Here is a 388-nt window from a genome sequence, read left to right on the forward strand (position 1 = left end):
TAAAGCAACCCGTACCGTAAACCGACACAGGTAGTTGGGATGAGAAATCTAAGGTGCTCGAGAGATTCATGGCTAAGGAACTAGGCAAAATGGGCCCGTAACTTCGGGAGAAGGGTCGCCCCCAACGTTGTTGGGGGCCGCAGTGAAGAGGTCCAGGCGACTGTTTATCAAAAACACAGGGCTCTGCTAAATCGAGAGATGCAGTATAGGGCCTGACACCTGCCCGGTGCTGGAAGGTTAAGAGGAGATGTTATCTTCGGAGAAGCATTGAATTGAAGCCCCAGTAAACGGCGGCCGTAACTATAACGGTCCTAAGGTAGCGAAATTCCTTGTCGGGTAAGTTCCGACCTGCACGAATGGTGCAACGATCTGGACACTGTCTCAGCCA

Annotated in this window: 1 rRNA gene; it reads left to right on the forward strand. The window is 51.8% G+C overall.

The window, feature by feature from the left end:
* Positions 1–388, forward strand: a 23S ribosomal RNA gene (locus LB454_RS14235); the annotation flags it as partial.

Source organism: Psychroflexus montanilacus, from assembly GCF_020164535.1.
In the GTDB taxonomy this organism is placed as follows: domain Bacteria; phylum Bacteroidota; class Bacteroidia; order Flavobacteriales; family Flavobacteriaceae; genus Psychroflexus; species Psychroflexus montanilacus.